19 protein-coding genes and 1 pseudogene are annotated in these 21,160 nt (G+C 71.3%); 14 read left to right on the forward strand and 6 right to left on the reverse strand.

The features are described from left to right. Positions 1-201: 201 nt before the first annotated feature. The 5 genes from FEF34_RS02270 to FEF34_RS02290 are packed head-to-tail and all read left to right on the forward strand — an operon-like array spanning position 202 to position 4,237. Positions 202-1,509 (forward strand): ATP-binding protein, encoded by a 1,308-nt coding sequence (locus FEF34_RS02270; protein ID WP_138051620.1) that lies wholly within the window; start codon positions 202-204, stop codon positions 1,507-1,509. Beyond that, positions 1,506-1,919 carry a roadblock/LC7 domain-containing protein gene (locus FEF34_RS02275; protein WP_138051621.1) on the forward strand — a complete coding sequence of 138 codons (414 nt, stop codon included), beginning with the start codon at positions 1,506-1,508 and terminating at the stop codon, positions 1,917-1,919. The genes FEF34_RS02270 and FEF34_RS02275 overlap by 4 nt, the downstream gene beginning before the upstream one ends. Further along, on the forward strand, positions 1,916-2,278 hold the full coding sequence (locus FEF34_RS02280; protein ID WP_138051622.1) for a DUF742 domain-containing protein: 363 nt from the start codon (positions 1,916-1,918) through the stop codon (positions 2,276-2,278). The genes FEF34_RS02275 and FEF34_RS02280 overlap by 4 nt, the downstream gene beginning before the upstream one ends. Beyond that, positions 2,256-2,864 (forward strand): GTP-binding protein, encoded by a 609-nt coding sequence (locus FEF34_RS02285; protein WP_138051623.1) that lies wholly within the window; start codon positions 2,256-2,258, stop codon positions 2,862-2,864. The genes FEF34_RS02280 and FEF34_RS02285 overlap by 23 nt, the downstream gene beginning before the upstream one ends. After that, on the forward strand, positions 2,861-4,237 hold the full coding sequence (locus FEF34_RS02290) for a cytochrome P450 (RefSeq protein WP_138051624.1): 1,377 nt from the start codon (positions 2,861-2,863) through the stop codon (positions 4,235-4,237). The genes FEF34_RS02285 and FEF34_RS02290 overlap by 4 nt, the downstream gene beginning before the upstream one ends. Here FEF34_RS02290 and FEF34_RS02295 read toward each other — a convergent pair whose 3' ends face one another. The 3 genes from FEF34_RS02295 to FEF34_RS40980 all read right to left on the reverse strand — a co-directional run bounded on the left by FEF34_RS02295 (position 4,238) and on the right by FEF34_RS40980 (position 6,650). Continuing rightward, positions 4,238-5,416: a cytochrome P450 family protein gene (locus FEF34_RS02295; protein WP_234042227.1), complete on the reverse strand. Its 1,179-nt coding sequence runs from the start codon at positions 5,414-5,416 to the stop codon at positions 4,238-4,240. A gap of 224 nt (positions 5,417-5,640) precedes the next feature. Continuing rightward, entirely contained in the window at positions 5,641-6,360 is a 720-nt protein-coding gene (locus tag FEF34_RS02300) for a DinB family protein (RefSeq protein WP_138051625.1), read from the reverse strand. 104 nt (positions 6,361-6,464) lie between these two features. Then, on the reverse strand, positions 6,465-6,650 hold the full coding sequence (locus FEF34_RS40980; protein ID WP_171052736.1) for a hypothetical protein: 186 nt from the start codon (positions 6,648-6,650) through the stop codon (positions 6,465-6,467). Here FEF34_RS40980 and FEF34_RS02305 point away from each other — a divergent pair. Continuing rightward, positions 6,642-7,106: pseudogene (locus FEF34_RS02305) on the forward strand (transcriptional regulator); the annotation flags it as partial. The gene FEF34_RS40980 and the pseudogene FEF34_RS02305 sit on opposite strands and share 9 nt — an antisense overlap. Before the next feature lie 174 nt (positions 7,107-7,280). Here the strand turns inward: FEF34_RS02305 and FEF34_RS02310 are convergent. Next, positions 7,281-7,559 carry a hypothetical protein gene (locus FEF34_RS02310; protein WP_138051626.1) on the reverse strand — a complete coding sequence of 93 codons (279 nt, stop codon included), beginning with the start codon at positions 7,557-7,559 and terminating at the stop codon, positions 7,281-7,283. Positions 7,560-7,949: 390 nt separating this feature from the next. Between FEF34_RS02310 and FEF34_RS02315 the strand changes: the two genes are divergently transcribed. Then, complete coding sequence (locus FEF34_RS02315; protein WP_138051627.1) at positions 7,950-9,371, forward strand: M1 family metallopeptidase; 1,422 nt, start codon at positions 7,950-7,952, stop codon at positions 9,369-9,371. A 254-nt stretch (positions 9,372-9,625) separates the two neighbouring features. On the opposite strand, the gene FEF34_RS02320 is transcribed toward FEF34_RS02315, so the two are convergent. Continuing rightward, the gene (locus FEF34_RS02320) at positions 9,626-11,071 is read right to left on the reverse strand and encodes a glyceraldehyde-3-phosphate dehydrogenase (RefSeq protein WP_138051628.1); all 1,446 of its coding nucleotides are present in this window, start codon (positions 11,069-11,071) and stop codon (positions 9,626-9,628) included. A gap of 395 nt (positions 11,072-11,466) precedes the next feature. Here FEF34_RS02320 and FEF34_RS02325 point away from each other — a divergent pair, with 395 nt between their 5' ends. From FEF34_RS02325 to FEF34_RS02355, 7 genes are all read left to right on the forward strand, one after another. Next, entirely contained in the window at positions 11,467-11,952 is a 486-nt protein-coding gene (locus FEF34_RS02325; RefSeq protein WP_138051629.1) for a DUF5709 domain-containing protein, read from the forward strand. Positions 11,953-12,113: 161 nt separating this feature from the next. Further along, positions 12,114-12,449, forward strand: coding sequence for a ribosome maturation factor RimM (locus FEF34_RS02330; protein ID WP_407698336.1), 336 nt, complete (start codon positions 12,114-12,116; stop codon positions 12,447-12,449). A gap of 771 nt (positions 12,450-13,220) precedes the next feature. Continuing rightward, positions 13,221-15,278 carry a discoidin domain-containing protein gene (locus FEF34_RS02335; protein WP_407698337.1) on the forward strand — a complete coding sequence of 686 codons (2,058 nt, stop codon included), beginning with the start codon at positions 13,221-13,223 and terminating at the stop codon, positions 15,276-15,278. A gap of 159 nt (positions 15,279-15,437) precedes the next feature. Continuing rightward, complete coding sequence (locus FEF34_RS02340; RefSeq protein ID WP_138051631.1) at positions 15,438-16,061, forward strand: TetR/AcrR family transcriptional regulator; 624 nt, start codon at positions 15,438-15,440, stop codon at positions 16,059-16,061. A gap of 143 nt (positions 16,062-16,204) precedes the next feature. Further along, positions 16,205-17,371: a sugar ABC transporter substrate-binding protein gene (locus FEF34_RS02345; RefSeq protein ID WP_138051632.1), complete on the forward strand. Its 1,167-nt coding sequence runs from the start codon at positions 16,205-16,207 to the stop codon at positions 17,369-17,371. Between the two features lie 66 nt (positions 17,372-17,437). After that, positions 17,438-18,232: an ATP-binding cassette domain-containing protein gene (locus tag FEF34_RS02350; RefSeq protein ID WP_138051633.1), complete on the forward strand. Its 795-nt coding sequence runs from the start codon at positions 17,438-17,440 to the stop codon at positions 18,230-18,232. Next, positions 18,229-19,518: a sugar ABC transporter permease gene (locus tag FEF34_RS02355; RefSeq protein WP_138057234.1), complete on the forward strand. Its 1,290-nt coding sequence runs from the start codon at positions 18,229-18,231 to the stop codon at positions 19,516-19,518. The genes FEF34_RS02350 and FEF34_RS02355 overlap by 4 nt, the downstream gene beginning before the upstream one ends. Positions 19,519-20,064: 546 nt before the next feature. Here the strand turns inward: FEF34_RS02355 and FEF34_RS02360 are convergent. Then, positions 20,065-21,084 carry an NADPH:quinone reductase gene (locus FEF34_RS02360; protein WP_138051634.1) on the reverse strand — a complete coding sequence of 340 codons (1,020 nt, stop codon included), beginning with the start codon at positions 21,082-21,084 and terminating at the stop codon, positions 20,065-20,067. Positions 21,085-21,160 lie beyond the last annotated feature (76 nt).

Here is a 21,160-nt window from a genome sequence, read left to right on the forward strand (position 1 = left end):
GGGCATCGTAGTGCAGACGGCCGGATTGTGTACCCATCGAGGCGCCGCCCGGGAACACCGGGGCAGTCCGCCGCCCGCCCCGGGCTCCTCCAGGCCCAATGCGTCTGACGGCAAGTTCTCTGCGCGTGAGAAGTAGTACACGCGTCCGACCGGAACTAACGTCAGGCGCTCCCGCAGGGTTCAAGCCGTCTTGAGGACTTCATGACTGAACAGATACCGGATGCGGTGGTGTGGTGCCTGGCCCTCGGCCTGCTCGCACTCACCGTGCTCCTGGTGCGGCAGCGCGGGATCAGCGCGCGGCGGAGGAAACGGAACGAGGAGCTGGCGGACGGCCTGCGAACCCGGGAAGAGGAGCTCCGCCACCTGATCACCGTACGGCTGCCGGCCCTGGAGGAGTCGGCGGGCCAGTCCGTACCCGCCGCCGGACTCCTCGACAGCCGACTGGCGGAGACGGACTTCGCGAAGTGCCTGGACGGCGTGCTCGAACGGTTCGCCGAGGCCGTGGAGAACGCACAGGCCCGGGCCGACCGGTCGGCGAAGGCGGCACTGAAGTCCTCGATGCGCTCGATCCAGGCCCTGGCCAGCGAACAGCAGGTGGCCATCTCGGAGATGCAGGACCGCCACGACCACCCCGACGTCCTGCGGGACCTTCTGGAAGTCGACCACGCCAACGCCCAGTTCGGCCGCCGTGCCCAAGCCATCGCCGTGCTGTGCGGATCCTGGCCCGGGCGGCAGCGGACGGCGTCCGGGCTGGTCGAGGTGGTACGCGGAGCCACGTCGCGGATCCGTGACTACCGGCGGATCCGTATCCGCGGCGAGGTCGACATCGCTGTCGAGAGCCGGGCCGTGGAGCCCGTGGTCCTGGCCGTCGCCGAGCTGCTGGACAACGCGGCGCGCCACTCACAACCCACCACCCAGGTGGAGGTGGGCATCCAGGCGGTGCACAACGGCGCCTGCGTCGTGATCGACGACGCGGGAGTCGGAATGGACGCGCAGGCATCGGAGCAGGCCTCGGTGCTGCTGTCCGGCAGGCGCACGGTGGACGTCACCCGGCTCGAGGACCCTCCGCAGTTCGGCTTCGCGGTCATCGGGGTCCTCGCCCGCCGGTACGGGTTCAGCGTCCACGTGGACACCCAGTCCCCGTACGGTGGCGTACGAGCCGTCGTGTTCCTCCCGAGCGTCCTGCTCACGCGTCCGGAGACCTCCGACGGGCTTTCCCATTCCCCCGCGCCCGTGGCTGCGGCCCGCGGCGCGGCCGGTCCCGCCTGGTCGGCCGAGCCGGCGGCCCCCGCGGCGACAACCGCGGGGGGACTGCCGAAGCGACGCCGCCGCGCCGCTCAGCATCCGGCGACGGCACAGCAGGCGCCGGGCCCCGCCGAGGAGGCGGAGGCCGACACCCGGTCCGCCGAGGAAACCGCCAGGCGGATCGGTGCGTTCGCACGCGGCACTCTGCACGGCCGTGCCACCGAGGCCGCGCTCCACGAAGACGAAGGGAACAACCGAGGATGATCGAGCCCAGGAACAGCGATGTGGGCTGGATGCTCGATGAGGTCCTGAAGGTGCCCGAGGCCCTGCACGCGATCCTGCTCTCGTCGGACGGCATGCTCCGGGCCCACTCCGCGGACATCGGCAGGGACGATGCCGAGCGGCTGGCGGCCGGACTCTCCGGCCTGCAGTCCATCAGCCGCAGTACGGCCGAGTTCTGCGGTCACGACGACAGCCCCTGGCGGCAGACCCTCATCGAGTTCGCCCACGGCTACGTGTTCCTCGTCGCCGCCGGCGAGGGCGCCTACCTCGCGGTCTCCACGACGGAGAACGTGGACATGGAGGCGGTCACGTACCGCATGCACAAACTGGTCGACCGGCTCGGCAAGGAGATGACCAGTCCGGCGCGGCATGGAACCGGCATCCGGGCATGACTCCCCCGAGGAGCCGCCCCGGCGGAAGGCTGGTACGGCCCTACGTGGTCACGGAGGGCCGCGCTCACCCGAGCCGCGGCACCCTTGACCTCGTCACCCTCCTGATCGCCGCCGTGGGGCCGTCCCTCGCCGGTCTGGGGCCCGAGAAGCGGCGTATCGCGGAGCTCTGCAGACCGGGGGCACTGTCGGTGGCGGAGGTGGCCGGGCATCTGTCGCTGCCGGTCAGCGTCACGAAGGTCCTGGTGGCCGACCTCCTGGACAGCGGACACATCGTCACCCTCGCGCCGGTCCCGGCCGCTCTGCCGTCCGATGCCCGAATCCTGCAGGAGGTGCTCGATGGGCTCCGCGCCCGCCTCTGAGTCCGAAGACGTCTATCTCCGACCGGGCGTGCAGACCGCGGTCAAGATCCTGGTGGTCGGCCACTTCGCGGTCGGCAAGACCACCTACGTGGGGACGTTGTCCGAGATCCGTCCGCTGCGCACCGAGGAGGTGATGACCGAGGCAGGCGCCCTGGTCGACGACCTCGCGGGCACCCATGACAAGACGACCACCACGGTGGCCCTCGACTTCGGCCGCCTCACGCTCAGCGACACTCTTGTGCTGTACCTCTTCGGCACCCCCGGGCAGCAGCGGTTCACCGAGCTCTGGCGTGACATGACCCGGGGCGCACTCGGGGCACTCGTCCTGGCAGACACCCGCCGCCTTCAGCATTCGTTCGACGTCATGGGCGTCCTGGAGGAACTCGGCCTGCCCTACGCGGTCGCCCTCAACGAGTTCGACGGTGGACCCCGGCACACGCTGAGCGAGGTGCGCGAGGCCCTCGATCTGCTGCCGGAAACCCCCCTCGTCCGCTGTGACGCCCGCGACCGCGACTCCTCGACCCGGGCACTGGTCTCCCTCGTCGAGCACCTGCTGACCCGCATGAGCGAACTGGAGCACGCATGACCCCTGAATCGACGCCCGACCCCGAGTCCGGCTGCCCCCGCCACGAGCTGCTGTACGGGCCCGGCTTCGCAGCGGATCCGGCCGCCGCCTACCGGCGCATGCGGCAGGCCGGACCGACCGCCCCGGTCGAGCTGTCACCCGGGGTGCGAGCCACCCTCGTCACCGGCTACGACGCCGCACTCCACGTGCTGCGCAGTCCCGAGAAGTTCTCGAAGGACTCCCGCCGCTGGCGCGACATGGCCGACGGCACCGTGCCTGCGGACAGCCCGGTCGCGCCGATGATGGCCTACCGGCCGAACGCCCTGCTGACCGACGGGCCGGAGCACCGGCGGTTGCGCGAGGCGATCACGGACAGCCTGGGGGGCGTGGAGCCCAGCGCCCTGCGCGGCTATGTCGGGCAGAGCGCCGACACGCTCATCGACCGAATCGCCCTGGACGGGGAGGCGGACCTGCTCGGCGCGTACGCCCGGCCCCTGCCGCTTCTGGTGCTCAACCAGCTCTTCGGCTGCCCGCCTGAGTACGGCGACCGCCTGGTCGAGGGAATGGCCGGCATCTTCGAACTCGTCGACGCCGAGAAGGCGAACGAGCTCCTCACCCGAACCGTCGGCGACCTGATCGCGCTCAAACGCGAGACTCCGGGGAAGGACGTGACCTCCCGGCTCATCGCCCATCCCGCGCGGCTGACGGACGAGGAACTCGTCCACACCCTGGTCCTGCTCATGGGCGCCGGCACCGAACCCGAGCAGAACCTGATCGCGAACAGCCTGCGCCTGCTGCTGTCGGACGACCGGTTCGCGGGCAGTCTGTCGGGCGGCAGCCTGCCCGTGGAGGACGCCCTCGACGAAGTGCTGTGGACCGACCCTCCCATGGCGAACTACGGCGTCCACTTCCCGGTGCACGACGTCGTGTACGAAGGGACCCTGCTCAAGGAGGGCCACCCTGTCGTCATCAGCTTCGCCGCCGCGAACACGGACCCCGCCCTGGTGGTCGATCAGCGCACCGGCAACCGCGCCCACCTGGCGTGGAGCGCAGGCCCGCATTCCTGTCCCGCACAGGGCGCGGCCCGGCTGATCGCCGCCGTGGCCATCGAGAAGCTCCTCGACCGGCTTCCCGACATGGAACTCGCCGTGCCGGTCGGGGATCTCGAGTGGCGGCAGGGCCCCTTCCACCGCGCGCTCGCCGCTCTGCCCGTGCGTTTCCAGCCCGTCGCCGTCACCCGCTCCGAAGAGGATGAGCGGCCTGCGGGTGACGGCGGGTCCACGGGGCCGGGCAGGCACGCCTCCGCACCGCCCGGAGGGCGCCGGAGTGCGCCGGTGGCCACTGCGCCCAAGAGCCGCTGGGCCCGGCTGCTGGCCTGGTGGTGGGGCGAGTGATCAGGTCAGGCGTACGGGGAGGGACTGGTGGCCGTTGGAGATGAACGACTCCACGGGCAGCAGTTCCTCCGAGGGCGCGGCGAGAGTGAGCCCGGGGAAGCGTCCGAACAGCGCGGGAAGTGCGATGCGGGCCTCCAGGCGGCCCAGCGGGGCGCCGAGGCAGTGGTGCACCCCGTACCCGAAGGCCAGGTGATCCTTGTCGACCCGGGTGACGTCGAACCGATCGGCGTCTTTCCCGTACCGCTCGGGATCGCGCCCCGCAGCAGCGTAGGCGGCGAGGATGGCCTCTCCCGCGCGGATCACCGTCCCTTGCGGGCCTCCGAGTTCACCGAGCTCGATGTCCTCCACGGCGTACCGCAACGGCAGACTGGCCACCGGCGCGTCCGCACGCAGGGTCTCTTCGACGGCGTCGTCCCACGTGGCCCGGCCCGCACGGATGTGCGCGAGCTGCTCGGGGTGGGTCAGCAGGGCGTGCACGGCGTTGTCGATGAGGTTGACCGTGGTCTCGTGGCCCGCACCGATCATGAGCACCAGGGTGTCGAGCAGTTCCTGTTCACTGAGCCCGGCGCTGCTCCCGTCGTCGCGGGCAGCGAGGAGGTGGGTGGTCAGGTCGTCACCGGGCGACTCCCGCTTGGCCTCGACGAGTTCCCCCATCACGGCGTAGAGACGCGCGTGGTTGGCGGTGACCTCGTCGGGCTCCGCGGAGGTGTGGAAGAGACTGTCCACGACCTCTCGCATGTCCACGGCCTTGTCGCGGGGCAGACCGAACAGCTCACTGATCACCTGGATCGGCAGCGGGTAGCAGAACTCCTCGCGCAGATCGACCACCTCACCGTGCCTCCCGACCTCGGCGACACGGTCCAGCAGCTTGCCGGTGATCTCCTCGATGCGCGGTCGCAGCGCGGCCGTCCGCCGCGCGGTGAAGGCGCTGGAGATCAGGGTGCGCAAGCGCTTGTGCTCACTGCCGTAGGCGGTGAACATGTTCTGCACGGCGACCCAGGTGAACAGCGGCCAGTCCGGCGAGATCTGTCCGTTGATCCAGAGCGGCCAGTGCCGGCGCGGATCCTTGGACACCCGCACGTCGGTGAGCAGCCGCTTGAGGAGTTCGGGACTGCTGACCGCGAACGCTCCCACCGCGTCGGGGAGTTCGACGCGCGCCACCGGCCCTCTCTCACGCATCCGAGAGCCTTCACCGTGGATGTCCCGGCCCGCCGGGTCTATCGCCATCGGGCACTGATCTGGCATGGAACGCCCCTCCGGTACTGGACTGTGAACACGTTCAGTGATGCTACTTCCGCGTAGAGCAGTCGTTCCCGGGTTGCTCGGGGGCATGCGCGCTGTGGCAAGTTCCCTGCGCACAGCGGAAAACGCCGAACCGGCCCGCCCTACGCGGAGGGCCCGTCCTACGCGGAGGTGGTGAAGCGGGCTCGCCACGGATCGCGCAGCAGTGCGATCTCCGCCATGTGGTGGATGAGTTCGAGATTGCCCCCCGCCATCACACTGACGAACGGTTCGTCCGGGTCGGAGCCGTACGGATACTGCGAGAAGCCGACCGTGTCGAGCTGCTCGTCGGTGAGGGCGGCGACGCTGTCGCGCCAGCGGTCGATCAGCGCCCAGAACCGTTCGAGCGCGAGGCCGGCGGAGGGGGTGAAGGCGACCAGCTGCTCCGGCATCCGACGCCGTTCACCGAAGGTCCACTCCCACTGGCCGGCGAAGCAGGAGTGCAGGTGCCCCAGCCGCCACGCGATGGTGGTGATCGGCGTCGCGTCGGGCTCCGGTGTGCCGGTGTGGGCGAGGACCTCTTCCACCCGCTCGATGCCGACGCTCCAGTCCTCGGCGATCCTGGCGATCGTCATGCCGCCGGCGGCCTGCCGCGCGACCTCGGCGTACTCGCTCGCCGGGATGTCCGGGGCACCCTTGTCGAGCACCCACTCCCCCGGCCCGTAGGCCCTGGGCGTCATCGCCTCGCCCCGACGGCGGATCGACCAGGAGCCGGGCACCGGCTCCCACAGGTACTCGTCGTCGCCGAGCCCCGTCAGCCGCACCCGGGCCATCTCCCTGGCCTGGTCGAACTGTGCGAGCAGCAGGCCCAAACGGTCGGTCCTTGCGCCCTCGGTCTCCATCCCGGGCTCCCCTTCGCGGTGGCTGTTCGTGACTCGTCGCGTCCAGCGTGAAGTTAACGGGCCGTCTCGCGTGGCGCGACCGAGTTCCCGGCCCAGGCAACAGTTCAGAGGCGGACGTCCCAGCCGACCGTGGACCTCAGCGTCCTCGCGATCTCCGGGTCGCGCACCGCGGCCGTCGGGTTCTCGACGGTGACCGACAGTTTGTGGGTCCGCAGGTCGAGCAGCCACAGGAACAGGTCGGACACCCGCACCCGGGTCCGCCCCGCGAGCGGTTCGTTCTCGCGGAGCACGAGCTGCGCACCGCGCGGGACATGCCGGCCGCCAAGCGGGCCGTTCTGTTCGCCGCGCAGGTGGAGGTCGAGCCGGCCGATGTGCTGCGGCGTCTCGGACGGCTCGACGAGGCCGCCGGACTGCTCACCGCGCTGCTCGAACCGGGCGACCGGCACGGCGCGGTGCACGCGGGCGGAGCGCACCGGCTGGTCGGGCTGCTCGGGCTGGTCGCGGAGGAACGCGGCGACGGCGATGCCGCCGAGGAGCACTACGTCCTCGCCCTGGGGCTGCTCGAACGCAGTGGGGCGAGTGGGGACCTCGCCGATCTGTGCCGGCTGCTCGGCGACCTGCTGCGCCGGGCCGGCCGCACCGAGACCGCGCTGGACGCGTACCGCACGGGTCTGGGCCATCGGGCGTCGCCGGGCACGACGCCCCTGGGCCCCGCCCCGGCGGCGCCGACGCTCCTTCAGCGGTAGCGGAACGTCCGCACCGGGTGCTCCAACGGCCGCCGTCGTTCGCCGAACCGGTCCAGCGTGGCCGACGCACCCGGCGGTGCCGACCGGATCGGGCACCGGAGATTGCGCGCGTTCGACGCCCGGGGACCGGAGTCGGTCCGGTGAACGCGCTCGGGAACCGGCCGGGGTCCGGGCTCAGCGTTCGTAACGGGTGGGCGGGAAGGGGTCACGGTCCTTCCTCGCGGCTTCGCCCGTGGGGATCTCACCCGCGCCGGCCTCACGGTCGACCTCGTCCTGCGCCGCCCGGTACTCGGCCTCCGGGTCCTCCGGCGCCCCGGCAGGCAGACCCGCTTCCGCCCGGTCGCGCGCCGTGCGCTGTTCGAGCGCGTCCTCGTCGGGCCGCCGGGGCATTCCCCTGCCGTGGCCGTGGTCCGGGTCGCCCTCGACCGCTCGGTTCGGCTTGTGGTGTGTCATGGGTGAGCCCTCCTTCCGGCGCGCACCCGGGCGTTCGTGCGTACGCGTGCGCCTGATCTGTCGTTCCTTCTCATCCTGCGCGCCTCCGGCCGGCTCGTCATCCGTACCGCCCGTGCCCCGGGAGCACGGGAACCGGGTGGTGCACGAGCGGGGCTCGCGCGGACACGAGGCGTGACGCGGCGGCATGCCCGGCGCGGGACGGCCGGGACGCTTCGGCGGCGGCCGGCCGTTCCGTACCCGCCCCGGCGCCGCGTCGGGACGCGTACGGCGCACGCGCGGGCGCCCGCGTCCTCGCCTCGCGACGGTGGCCACGACGGCGCTCGTGGGCTCGCGTTCGGTTCTCGCCGTCGGCGCAACCTGCGGTGGAACGTTGAACTTTCGACCCCTATCATGGCGTTTGTGTACCCGCGGCTCGGTCTCCGCAGCCTCGCTCCGGCCGCCGCCCTGATCGTCCTCGGCGGCGCGCCCGTGACCGGCGCGGCCGGACACCACTCCGGAACCCACGGCAGCCCGGGCGCCGCCGGCGCCCGGGACCCCTACTTCCCCACCCTGGGCAACGGCGGCTACGACGTCCGGCACTACACGCTCACCCTCGACTACGACCCGGGGTCGCACCGGCTCACCGGAACCGCCGAGATCACCGCCCGCGCCGCCCAGGACCTCAGCGCCTTCAATCTCGATCTCCACGGGATGGCCGTCCGCTCCGCCGCCGTCGACGGGACGCCCGCCGTCCACACCCGGGCCGGCGACGAACTGACCCTCCGGCCCGCCCACGACGTCCGCCGGGGCGACGTCTTCCGGGCCGTCGTCCGCTACGACGGCGCACCGGGCGAGCTCACCGACTCCGAGGGCACCCGCGAGGGCTGGCTGAGAACCGAGGACGGTGCGATCGCGCTCGGGCAGCCGCAGGGATCCATGACCTGGTTCCCGGGGAACCACCACCCCGGCGACAAGGCGACGTACGACATCTCCGTGACCGTCCCCGACGGCCTGACCGCCGTCTCCAACGGGGACCTGCGCTCCCAGCGGCCCACAGCCGACGGCCAGGGCACCACGTTCGCCTGGCACTCCGCACAGCCCATGGCCACATACCTCGCCACCGTCGGCGTCGGTGCGTACGAGATCACCAGATCCCGGCCCGGGACGGCCGGCATACCCGTGTACACCGCAGCGGACAGGACCGTCGCCGGGCGCGTCCGTGAGTTGCTGGACCGAGTCCCCGAGCTCACGAACTGGTCGGTCGACAAGTTCGGCCCCTATCCGTTCTCCTCCACCGGCGTGATCGTCGAACGCGAGGGCGATGCGGACTACGCGCTGGAGACGCAGAACCGGTCGGTCTTCACGGAGGACTCGTTCGACCCCGCGACGCTCGTGCACGAGCTGGCCCACCAGTGGTACGGCGACTCCGTCACCCCCAGGACCTGGCGGGACGTCTGGCTGAGCGAGGGCTTCGCGACATACGCGGAGTGGCTCTACCTGGAGGAGTTCGAGGACACTCCCGTCCGGGCGAGCTTCGAGGACGCCTTCGGCTCCGACGACAACTGGGCCTTCCCGCCCGCCGACCAGCCCGGGGCCGGTCAGCTCCTCGGGGACCCGGTGTACGAACGCGGCGCGATGACACTGCAGAAGGTCCGCGAGGCGGTCGGCGACACCGTGTTCTTCTCCGTTCTGCGCGGCTGGGCGGCGACCCACCGCCACGGCAACGCCTCCACACAGGACTTCACCGCGTATGTGGAGCGCATGTCGGGCAAGGACCTCGGCGCGCTGTGGGACGTCTGGCTCTACGGCGACGGCCGGCCGTCGAGGCCCTGACGCCGCACCCGCCGCGCCACCGGGGGCTGCGCCGGACGCCGGCACGCGGGGACCGGGCGTCGGCGTACCGACGCCGGGCGACCGCACCCGAGTGCCGGACGCCGGCACGCGGGCACCGCGCGGTCCCGCCGGAAAGGCCCGTGTCCCAGAAGGCGGGGAGTCCGCCTTCCGGGACGCGCGGCGAGACGTCCGCCGGCGCCGGACCGCCGGGGACCGACGACCGGGTACGGAACGACCGGGTCAGATCACGGTGGTCAGGCCACCGGCGCCGGGTAGGTCGGGTACTCCACCCCGGAGACATGCTGGACGACGCGGATCACCTGGCACGAGTAGCCGAACTCGTTGTCGTACCAGAGGTAGAGGATCGCGCTGTCGCCGTCGACCTTCGTGGCTCCGGCGTCGACGATCGACGCGTGGCGCGAGCCGATGAAGTCGTTGGAGACGGCGTCGGGCGCGGTGATGAAGTCGATCTGGCGCTTCAACGGCGAGGTCAGCGACACGTGGCGGAGGTAGTCCAGGACTTCCTCGCGCGTGGTCTCGCGGCCGAGCCGCAGGCTCAGGATCGCGATCGAGACGTCCGGGACGGGGACGCGGATCGAGCTGCCGGTGATCGGCGCCTTGAGGTCGGGCAGCGCCTTGGCCACGGCGGAGGCGGCGCCGGTCTCGGTGATGACCATGTTGAGCGGCGCGGAACGGCCACGACGGTCGGCCTTGTGGTAATTGTCCAGCAGGTTCTGGTCGTTGGTGAACGAGTGGACGGTCTCCACGTGACCCCGCAGGACACCGTACTCGTCCGCCATGGCCTTCAGCGGCGGGACGATCGCGTTGGTGGTGCAGGACGCGCAGGAGAGGATCTGCTCGTCCGGCTTGATCGTGTCGTGGTTGACGCCGTGCACGATGTTCGGGACGTCGCCCTTGCCCGGGGCGGTCAGGACGACCTTGTCGATACCGGGGCGGAGATGCGTCGACAGGCCCTCGCGGTCCCGCCACTTGCCCGTGTTGTCGATGAGGATGGCGTCCTTGATGCCGTAGGCCGTGTAGTCGACCTCCGACGGGTCGCCGGCGTAGATGACCTTGATCTCGTTGCCGTTGGCGACGATCGTGCTGTTCGCCTCGTCCACGGTGATCGTGCCCTGGAACTGGCCGTGGATCGAGTCCCGGCGCAGCAGCGACGCACGCTTGACGATGTCCTGGTCACCGCCCCGGCGGACGACGATCGCGCGCAGCCGGAGGCCGTTGCCGGAGCCGGCCTTCTCGATGAGCAGACGGGCGACGAGCCGGCCGATGCGGCCGAAGCCGTACAGCACCACGTCGCGCGGCTGACGGCGCTCGATCTTGTTGTCGCCCGTGGCACCGGCGACGGCCTCCGCGGTGAAGTCCTCCACCGAGAGACCACGGCCGTCGGTCCGGTACGTGGCGGCGAGCATGCCGATGTCGATCTGGGAAGGCCCGAGGTCGAGCTCGGTGAGGGCCTGCAGGAAGGGAAGCGTCTCGGTGACCGAGAGCTCCTCGCCGGCGATCTGGCGGGCGAATCGATGGGTCTTCAGGATGCTGACCACCGACTTGTTCACCAGGGAGCGGCTGTGCAGCAGGACGGTGACGTCCCGCTCACGGTGCAGCTTCCCGATGATCGGGATCATCGACTCCGCGATCTCCTCGCGATGCTTCCAGTTTGTGAACGAGTCCTCGTTGACAGTCACAGATTTATCTTTCGAGCTAGGCGGTGCTCATATGCTAACCCGCCCTTCATCTGGCCCTTCAGAGGGTCTCGTTCGAGAGTGCACGACCGCCGCACTTGCACGGAGCACAACACCTCACAACGGGCATATCGAAGGATCCGACCCCTCTCCGGTCGCAGAACGTGCCGGTTAGGCGACGCTCCGGGACGGACATCGCCGTCGGGCGGGACGTTACCTAGGCTTGCGCTTAGGGGCACGCGCAACCCACGGGGGTCCCGGGCGCGGGACGCGCAACGCGCACCGGGCCCGCGCAGCGGGACACAGGGCAGGCCACCGAGCCGTGAACGACGAGCAGGCGCTCTGACCGGAGTGCACGTCCTCCGCAGATCGGAGCTCCACGGAGCGAGAAGACGATCATGAGCGACAGCAGGGCGGACGACGTCTACCAGCCGACCGGTGACAACGAGGAACAGGGCGACGCGGCCCACTTGGACCTCGAGGACGTGCTGGACGAACCGGACTACGACCAGATACTCGACCAGGGCTACTCCCCGCCGGAGAGGCCGTTCGGCGTCAACAAGGTGGGTACGACCGCGGCGGAGCAGCGCGAGGGCGAGACGCTCGACCAGCGGCTGGCGGTGGAACTCCCCGATGTCGCCGCGTACGACTGGGACGGCATCGGCGACCTGCCGGGCGGCGAGGGCGAGCCGATCGACGACGAGGTCGGCTCCTGGCGCGCGGGGCGGCTCGTCGCCCCCGACGAGGGCACCCGGCCGGACACGGACAAGCAGCTCTTCGCCTCCGACGTGGGCATCGACGCGGGAGCCGCCGGCGCGGAGGAGGCGGCGGTGCACGTCGTGTTCGAGGAGGACGGCAGCGAACCCTACGACGACGGGCCGTGACCGGGTGCGGCGGCTCGGGGTGTTCCTCGCACGCCGCCAGGTGTGCCGTCCGGAAAGCGGGGCACGCGGATGACCGGGGACGGGAAAAGCGAGTTTCTTCCCGGAATTCCCGTCCGCCGCCGAGGAACACCCCGAGGTGAGGAGCACCGGTGAGTGAGCACATGTGGGCCTACGTACCGACCAGCGGGCACAACCGCGACGACGACCTGACGGGTTATCGGGTGGAGGCGACCGACGGGGACATCGGCAAGGTCGACAAACACTCCAACGAGGTCGGCTCCCAGTACGTCGTCGTCGACACCGGGGTGTGGATCTTCGGCAAGGAAGTACTCCTGCCGGCAGGCACGATCACGGTCGTCGACCACGACGAGAGGCGGATCATCGTGTCCCGCACGAAGGAGGAGATCAAGTCCGCGCCGGAGTTCGACAAGGACAAGCATCTCGGCGACCCGGCCTACCGCGACCAGCTCGGCGGGTACTACGGCTCCGGCCACTGAGCCGCCGGACCACGCCGTCCGCTGGGCACGTCCCGTACGCCGGGGCGTGCCCAGCGGGCTGTGCGCACCGGCCGACCGTAGGCGGTCCACCGGCCCCGGTCACAGGACCGACAGGACGCGCCAGGACGAGGAGGACGCGCCATGAGCAGGGAGAGCCCTCGAAACGGTCCATCGCGATGATCAGGAGCAGGAGCGCGGGCGGCATGAGCACGGCGGTGAGAATCATGGGCGTCTCCTCGGGGGCTGGTGCTCGCTTTGCCACTGGAGGACAGGGGGAACGCCCGTGTTCGTGAAGTTTCATTGACCGCTCACGGGCCGGGGCACCGACCCGGGCCGCACCGGCACGACGGGGCGGCTGGGCTGCCGAGTCCGTCCTCGTGGGCCTGTCCGCGCGGCGCACGCCGGGGCTGGAACCGCCGCCACCGGGGCGGCGACCTCACCGGCGCGGGTCTCGCTCACCCCCGGCCGGCCGGTGCGCCGGGCCATGGGATGCCACTGCGGTGAAGACCGTTCCGCCGTCGTGGGGTTGAGGTACCGAGCCGTCGCCGCGGCCTCGCGGGTGGGCCGAACCGCCCACGAGCCGCCGCAGTCGGCGGGTGGCCGGGCCATCAGGTCATCCGTCCCGGACTATTGACTCTTTGTGTGACAGTCGCGATCCTCGTCGCACCGCTTGCACGGGTCATGACAAGGGGATCTCGGCGGAAGGTCCCGGCTCCGGACGGACTCGGCCCCGGCCCGGTCGTCCGCTCACCGAAGGCTTGAGTGATGACGATGAAACGGCTCTCGCGTCGCCGCCGTGGACCCCTCGCGGTGGTGACCCTGCTCCTCACCGCGCTGGCACTTGTCCTCGGCACGGCCCCCGGGTCCTCGGCCGAGTCCGGCTGGTGGGTGCCGGCCGCCCGGCCCGCGCCCGACTCCGGGATCAATGTCACGGGCGAGCCCTTCAAGGGCACCGGCCCGGACGGGAAGGTGCGCGGCTTCGTCGACGCGCACAACCACATCATGTCGAACGAGGCGTTCGGCGGACGGCTCATCTGCGGCAGGGCCTTCTCGGAACAGGGCATCGCCGACGCCCTCAAGGACTGCCCGGAGCACTACCCCGACGGCTCCCTCGCCGTCTTCGACTTCATCACCAAGGGCGGGGACGGCCGGCACGACCCGAACGGCTGGCCGACGTTCAAGGACTGGCCCGCCCACGACTCGCTCACGCACCAGCAGAACTACTACGCCTGGATCGAGCGGGCCTGGCGCGGCGGCCAGCGCGTCCTCGTCAACGACCTGGTGACCAACGGCGTGATCTGCTCGGTGTACTTCTTCAAGGACCGCGGCTGCGACGAGATGACCTCCATCCGCCTGCAGGCTCGGAAGACCTACGAGATGCAGGCGTACATCGACAGAGTCTACGGCGGACCCGGCAAGGGCTTCTTCCGGATCGTCACCGACTCCGCGCAGGCCCGGCAGGTCATCGAGCAGGGCAAACTGGCCGTGGTCCTCGGGGTGGAGACCTCCGAGCCGTTCGGCTGCAAACAGATCCTGGACGTCCCGCAGTGCGGCCGGGACGACATCGACCGCGGTCTCGACGAACTCCACGAGCTCGGCGTACGAAGCATGTTCCTCTGCCACAAGTTCGACAACGCGCTGTGCGGCGTCCGGTTCGACTCGGGCACGCAGGGCACCGCGATCAACGTCGGCCAGTTCCTGTCCACCGGCACGTTCTGGAAGACGGAGAAGTGCGCGGGCCCGCAGCACGACAACCCCATCGGCCTCGCCGCCGCGCCCGGTGCCGAGAAGGAGCTCCCGCCGGGGGTGAAGGTGCCGTCGTACTCCGCGGACGCGCGGTGCAACACCCGCGGACTCACCGAACTCGGCGAGTACGCCGTGCGCGGCATGATGAAGCGCAAGATGATGCTCGAGATCGACCACATGAGCGTCAAGGCCACGGGACGGGTGCTCGACATCCTCGAGGCCGACGCGTACCCGGGTGTGCTCTCCTCGCACAGCTGGATGGACACCGACTGGACCGAGCGCGTGTACCGGCTCGGCGGTTTCATCGCCCAGTACATGCACGGTTCCGAGCACTTCAGCGCGGAGGCCGAGCGCACGGACGCGCTCCGCGAGAAGTACGGCGTCGGATACGGCTACGGCAGCGACATGAACGGCGTCGGAGGCTGGCCGGGGCCGCGGGGTGCCGACACCCCCAACCCCGTGCGCTACCCCTTCCGCAGCGCCGACGGCGGCTCCGTGCTCGACCGGCAGACCACCGGCCAGCGCACCTGGGACCTCAACACCGACGGCGCGGCGCACTACGGCCTCGTCCCGGACTGGCTGGAGGACGTACGGATCGTCGGCGGCCAGGGCGTCGTGGACGACCTCTTCCGGGGTGCGGAGTCCTACCTCGGCACCTGGGGCGCGTCCGAGCGGCACAGGGCCGGGGTGAACCTCGCCGCCGGCGCACCGGCCTCGGCCAGTTCCTCGGAGTGGAGCCTGTTCACCAGTTACGCCCCCGCCAGGGCCGTCGACGGCAACGCGAGGACCCGCTGGGCGAGCCACTGGAACGACGACCAGTGGCTCCGGATCGACCTCGGCGCACCGACCCTGGTCAAACGGGTCACTCTCGACTGGGAACGCGCCTACGGGAAGTCCTACCGCGTCGAGGTGTCGTCGGACGGGACGAACTGGCGGCCGGTGTGGTCCACGACGGCAGGTGACGGCGGCCTGGACACCGCCCGGTTCGACGGGACGACGGCCCGCCATGTGCGCATCCACGGGCTGGAACGCGGTACCAAGTGGGGCTACTCCCTGCACGAGGTCGGCGTCTACAGCGACTGAGCCGCGGACGGGGTGCGCACAGCGGCCGGGGCCGGCCGGATCGGCTGATCCGGCCGGCCCCGGCCGCTTCCCCGCAACGCGTCACGAGGCCCCGGGACGGGGCGCGCTGGGCACGGAACAGCACGGCAACCGAGCACAGCACAGGAACGAGGGAACCGCATGGCACGGATGCCGTCGGCCGCACGGCGCCGGCAGCTGATCGAGGCGGCGATCCGGGCGATGACCCGTGACGGCGTCCCCAGGACGACGACACGCTCGATCGCCGCCGAGGCGGATGTGTCGCTGAGCGTCTTCCACTACTGCTTCGACTCCAAGCAGGAACTGCTGGAGTCGGTCATCGAGGCGATCACCGAGCACTACGTCGCGGTGGTGCGGGAGGCGATCCGGCCCAAGGCGACCCTGCGTGAGACGGTCCGCGCGGGGTTCCAGGCCTACTGGGACCATGTCTGCGCCAACCCCGGTGAACACATGCTCACCTACGAGCTCACCCAGTACGCCCTGCGCCAGCCGGGGTTCGAGCAACTGGCACGCCGTCAGTACCAGCTGTACACCGACACGTTCACCGAGCTCATCGACCAGCTGCGGCACGACATGGGGCTCGAGCCGAGCGTCCCCGTCGCGGTCCTGGCGCACTACCTGGCCGTCATGACCGACGGGCTCACCCTGAACTTCCTGGTCCTCGGCGACGCGACCGCCGCCTCGGACGTCCTGGACACGATCGCCGACCAGGTCGTGCATCTCTTCCGCACCGAGAACCGGCCGACCGCCCCCGGGGCCACCTGACGGCCGGTCGGCACACCCCGCCTCGGCCCGCACACATTCCCCGATCGCGGCCGCACACGGACCGCACGGAACTGCGCCCGACGGGGCCGCCCCACCGGCTCGCCCGACAGCTCGTTTTCATGTTTTCCCATACATTGGGGAATATGCCGGTTCCACCTCGCCGCTCGCAGAGCCGCCGAGGCCGCGGCGGAAGGAGGCCGTGGACGCGCGGCGGTCCGGCCCGCGCCCTGGCCGCCGCCACGGCGGCCGCTGCGCTGGCCGGTCTCACGGCCTGCGGGACGGCCGGGGAGGCGGGCGAGGACGCGGGCGGCACCTCGGGCGCGGACGGCTTCACGATCGGGCTGCTGCTCCCGGACGTCCACACCGCACGCTGGGCGACCGCCGACAAGCCCCTCATCCAGGCGAAGGTCAAGGCGCTGTGCCCCGACTGCAGGCTGCTGCACGCCTACGCCTCCGCGGACGTGGCCACTCAGCAGCAGCAGATCGAGTCCATGATCGCGAAGGGGGCAAAGGTCCTGATCCTCGACCCCGTCGACGACAAGGCACTGCGGTCCTCGATCGCCCGGGCCCGGGACGCGAACGTGCCGGTGGTCTCGTACGACCGCCTCGCCCAAGGGCCCATCTCCGCCTACTCCAGCTACGACTCGGAGGAGATCGGCAGGATCCAGGCCCAGGAGCTCCTCAAGGCGATGGGACCCAAGGCCCGCGGCGGCCAGATCGTGATGATGAACGGCGACCCCACCGACCCCAACACCCGGGATCTGCGCCGGGGCGCACTGTCCGTGCTCCAGGGCAAGGTGAAGATCGCCAGGTCCTACTACACCGGCGGTTGGATACCGGAGAACGCCTTCCGGAACATGTCCGCCGCGATCGCCGAACTGGGCCCGGACCGCATCGACGGCGTGCTGTCGGCCAACGACGGGCTGGCGGGCGGTGTCGTCACGGCGCTCAAGGCGGCCGGGGTCAAACCGCTGCCGCCCGTCACCGGACAGGACGCCGACCTGTCCGCCGTCCGCAGGATCGTCAAGGGCGAGCAGTACATGACCGTCTACAAGTCCTTCGAGGCGGAAGCCGAGGCCGCCGCGGAGATGGCCGTCGCCCTGGGACGCGGCGAGAAGCTCGACGACGTCGCCCGGGACCGGGTGCGCAACGACACCGACGACGACATCCCCGCGGTCCTGGGGCCCCTGGTGCCCGTGACCGCGGACAACATCGAGGAGACGGTGGTCGAGAACGGCCTCTACACGGTCGACCAGATCTGCACCCCGGCGGTCGAGGCCGCCTGCCGGAAAGCGGGACTCACCGGATAGCCGGCCGGAGGCCGCTGTCCCCGGGGCGGCGTCCTGCCGGAGCGACGGACGGGACGGGCGAAGGAGATGGTTCACGTGCCGAGCGCCCCACTCCTGGCGATGCGGGGGATCAGCAAGCGGTACGGCGCCGTGTGGGCACTGACCGACATCGAGCTGGAGATCCACGCCGGCGAGGTCGTCGCCCTGGTCGGCGACAACGGGGCGGGCAAGTCCACGCTGGTCAAGGTGATCACCGGGGTCGGACCCGCCGACAAGGGCGTCATCGAGTGGAACGGCCGCCCCGTGAGGATCTCCCGCCCCCGTGACGCCCAGGCCCTGGGCATCACCAGCGTCTATCAGGACCTCGCCCTGTGCGAGACGCTCGACGTCGTCGGCAACATCTTCCTGGGGCACGAACTCGGCGGGAGCGGGATCCTCGACGAGGTGTCCATGGAGCGACGGGCCCAGGAGCTGGACGTCCTGGAGTCGCTGTCGACGCGCCTCCCCAGCTTCCGGGTGCCCGTCGCCTCGCTTTCGGCGGGGCAGCGGCAGACGGTCGCCATCGCCCGCGCGCTGCTCAGCGAACCCAGGCTGCTCATCCTGGACGAGCCCACCGCCGCGCTGGGGGTCAGACAGACCGCCCAGTTCCTGGACCTGATCGAACGGCTGCGGGACCGAGGGCTCGGAGTGCTCCTGGTGAGCCACAACCTCGGCGACGTCAAGGCGGTCGCGGACCAGGTCGCGGTGCTCCACCTCGGCCGCAACAACGGCTTCTTCAGCGTGCCGACCACCTCCCAGGAGCAGATCGTCTCCTCCATGACCGGCGCCACCAACAACGCCGTGACCCATCGCCGGGACCGGTGGGGGGAGGTGCTGTGGTGAAGCGGACCGGGGCGTCGGAGCGCACGGGGGCAACCGGCCCCGGCGAGGGCGCGCCCCGGGGCACCCCCGCGCGCGCCGACCGGGGCCGCGCGGACGCCGACAGGGGTTTCAGGAGCCACGCCGGGGACTTCGCCCGCCGGATGCGCAGCGGCGAGTTCGGCGCGGTCCCGGGAGTCGCCGCCGTCGCCCTGCTGTGGATCATCTTCCAGAGCCTGGACCAGCAGTTCCTCTCTCCGCGCAATCTTTCCAACCTCAGCATCGACATCGTCGGCACGGGCATGATCGCGCTCGGCCTGGTCTTCGTGCTGCTCCTCGGCGACGTGGATCTGTCCGTCGGCTCCGTCAGCGGGCTCACGGCCGCCGTATTCGCCGTGCTCAACGTGAACCAGGGCATGCCGGAGTGGGCGGCCGTACTCGCGGCCCTGGTGGTGGGCGCGGCGGTCGGCGCCGCCCAGGGCTTCTTCTCGGCCCGGCTCGGCGTCCCGGCCTTCGTCGTCACACTGGCGGGTCTGCTGGCCTGGAACGGGCTCATGCTGTACGTGCTGGGCGCCAGCGGCACCATCAACCTCCCCGAAGCGGGCTTCGTCCACGCCCTGACCAGCTACTACTTCCGGGAGACCGCGGTCGCCTACGGGCTGGCCGCCCTGAGCGTGGCCATGTTCTTCCTGGCGTCGTACCGGGACTCCCGCCGGCGCCGGTCCGTCGGTGTGATGTACCGGCCACTCGGCGTCGTCGTCGTGCGCACCGCCGCGGTGGCGGTGGTCGCGTTCGCCGCCGCGTACATGCTGAACCGCTTCCAGGGCCTGCCGCTCGCCCTGCTGATCTTCCTGGTCTTCGTCGTCGGCCTGGACTTCGTGTTGCGTCGCACCTTCTACGGCCGCAAGATCGTCGCCATCGGCGGCGGTCGCGAGGCGGCCCGCCGCGCCGGGATCAACGTGGTGTGGCTGCGGATCTCGGCGTTCATGGTGTCCGGGACGCTGGCCGCGGTCGGCGGGCTCTTCCTGGCCTCCAGGGTGGCCGCGGTCGGCCAGACGTCGGGCTCCAGCATCCTCCTGATCAACGCGATCGCCGCGGCCGTGATCGGCGGCGTCAGCCTGTTCGGCGGACGGGGGACGACATGGTCCGTGCTGCTGGGCATGCTCGTCATCCAGTCGATCGCGTCGGGCATGGTCCTGCTGGGCATCCCGACGCCGATGCAGTCGGTGATCACGGGATGTGTGCTGCTCGCCGCGGTGGTCCTCGACTCGTTGGCACGGCATTCGCAGAAGGCGCACGGCAGGGCGTGACCCGGCCGGTGGGGAGGCGCCGACCGCGGCACTCGGCGGCGGGCCGGACCGCGGGCCGGTGGCCGGGGAGCCGGACCGCGGAGGAGGTCCGGCGGCGCACGGGACCGCGGGCCCGTGGCCGGGGAGCCGGACCGCGGAGGAGGTCCGGCGGCGCACGGGCGTCATGGACGGTGCGGGGAGGTGCCCGGGAGGCGTCCGGCCCCTGCGGCTACTCGGCGGCTCGGGGGTACGCCGCGTGCTCGGCGTGCTCGGCGAGCGCCCGGTAGACGCCGGTGACGGACGGCCCTCGGCTTTGCGCCGGACGCGTCTCATGCCCGACTGTCGGGCGTACCCGATGCGGATGCCCGCGCCCGGAGCGTCCGCGTCGGCCGGGGGCGGGGAACCGGGCCGCCACGGCTGCCCCGGCCCACGGGCGGCCGGGGTGGGCACCGGCCGCGCGCCGGACAGAGGTCGAGGTGACGTCGCCCGCCCGGACGTCGCCCGCCCGGACGCCTCCCTCCGGGTTCCCCGGGGCGGCCGGGTGGGCGCGCGGCGGCCGACTGGACGTCAGGGCCTGACGTCCACCAGGACTTTGCCGACCGCGCGGCTCTCGACCGCTCGGTGCGCGTCGGCCGTGCGGTCGAGGGGAAAGCGGATCAGCGGCAGGCCGTGCTCCTCGCCGACCGGCAGCGCGCCGTCGCGCACTGCGGCGGCGACGTCCTGGGCGGCCGCGGCGCGTGGCTCCGGACCGGCCGTGTAGAGGACCAGGAACTGGAAGCGTGTGTTCAGCACCATGTTCTGCAGCACGTTCAGTTCGACCGGCTTGCCACCGTCGTTGGCGTAGGTCGAGATCGTGCCGCGGGTTCGCAGCACGGCCAGGTCCAGTGCGAGGTTCGCGCCCAGCGCCACCTCTGCGACGATGTCGACGCCGTCCGGGGCGATCTTGCGGATCTCGGCGGCCGGGTCGCCCTCGCGGTAGTTGATCACGTGGTGGGCTCCGGCGGCGGTGGCCAGCCGGGCTTTCTCCGGGCTGCTGATCGTGCTGATCACGGTGGCGCCGGCCCATCGGGCGAGCTGGATCACCGCGTGCCCGACCGCTCCGGCCCCGCCCGCGGCGAGCACCACCTCTCCATCGAGCGCACCGGGCCGCAGCCGACGCGGCCCGTCCTCGGCGACGGTGAGCGCGCGGTGCGCGGTCAACGCGGGGACTCCGAGTGCGGCGCCGATGTCGAAGCCGGCCTCGTCGGGCAGCGGCACGGCCTGGCCGGCGGGTACGACGGTGAACTCGGCGGCGGTGCCGGTGGGCCGCCCGGCGGCCGCCATGAACACCCAGACCCGCTGACCGACCCGGCTCCGGTCGACACCCTCACCGACGGCGTCGATCGTGCCGGCGCCGTCGAGGTGCGGGGTGACCTCGGAGAAGTGCTTGGGGTGGCCGGCGCCGGAGCGCGCCTGCCAGTCGGTCGGGTTGACCCCGGACACGGCGACCCGGACGCGAACCTCGCCGGGGCCCGGCGACGGCAGGTCACGGTCGACGAACTGGAGAACGTCGGGGGCGCCGTTGTCGCGGTAGATGATGGCCTTCATGATCCGTCCTTGGAGCCTGGTAGAGCGGGCTTTCCGGCGTGACCTGGCGGTTCGTCAGGGTGTCCGGCGTGGGGCG

This window comes from Streptomyces marianii (assembly GCF_005795905.1).
Taxonomy (GTDB): domain Bacteria; phylum Actinomycetota; class Actinomycetes; order Streptomycetales; family Streptomycetaceae; genus Streptomyces; species Streptomyces marianii.